1 pseudogene is annotated in these 838 nt (G+C 63.7%); it reads right to left on the bottom strand.

Going from position 1 to position 838, the window contains the following annotated elements:
• A pseudogene (locus tag IVA82_RS16315) lies at positions 1 to 744 on the bottom strand (IS1380 family transposase); the annotation flags it as partial.
• Positions 745 to 838: the final 94 nt, after the last annotated feature.

Here is an 838-nt window from a genome sequence, read left to right as displayed (position 1 = left end):
AGCGCCTCGCGCGCAAAGCCCGAGTCCGCCCGCAGCACGATGCGCGTGAGCGGCCAGCGGGCGCGGATCTGTCGGACAATCCGCGCGAGCTCCGCGACGCTGCCCGCACTGGCGTCGATATCGGCCGGTCGCAGCTTGGCCGCCAGCAGATGCCGGCCGCAGAACACGTACAGCGGCAGATAGCAATAGCAGTCGTAATAACCGTGGAAGAAGCGCCCCTCCTGATGCCCGTGAAGCGGGTCGTCGGTGGCGTCGAGATCGAGAATGATCTGCTTCGGCGCTCGCCTGTGTGCCTCCAGGAACAGCGTCACCGGCAGCGCCTCGATCGCCGCCGCCTCATAGGCGATCTTGTGATAGCGTGAAGGTTCGCTTTGGCTCAGCTCCAGCCGGTTCAGCGTCGACTTGCCCGCCACCGGCGCGTAGTCCTCGCGCCTGGCCCGCCAGCACCGCCATCAGCGGGTCGTGCCGCAGCTCGTCGTGATCATTGAGATCTTCGTAGCCAAGCGCGATGCCAAAGACCCGCTGTCCGACCAACGTCGCGACCGTATGCTCGATCAAGTCTGGGCGGCGATGATCGCGAAAGCAATCGGCAAAGCGCCCCACCAGATCAATCACCCGATCGGTGGCACCCAGAAGCAGCGCTCCAGCATCCGACGTCACCAGGCCAGCATCAAAGGCCGCCTCCACAGCCCGGCCTTCCACCACTCCAAAATCAAATCGTTCTGCGCTACACTCTGTCGGCATCGGGGCGCTCCTTGGATCAGACAAAAGTCCTTCTCGCAAAAGAACTTTCGCTGATTCGCGCCCCGATGCGCCTCAACACTGTGAGAAATGCGGG

The organism is Bradyrhizobium sp. 142, from assembly GCF_023074015.1.
Classification (GTDB): domain Bacteria; phylum Pseudomonadota; class Alphaproteobacteria; order Rhizobiales; family Xanthobacteraceae; genus Bradyrhizobium.
The sequence above is the reverse complement of the archived record's forward strand: the minus strand, read 5'-3'. Positions and strand labels throughout refer to the sequence as shown.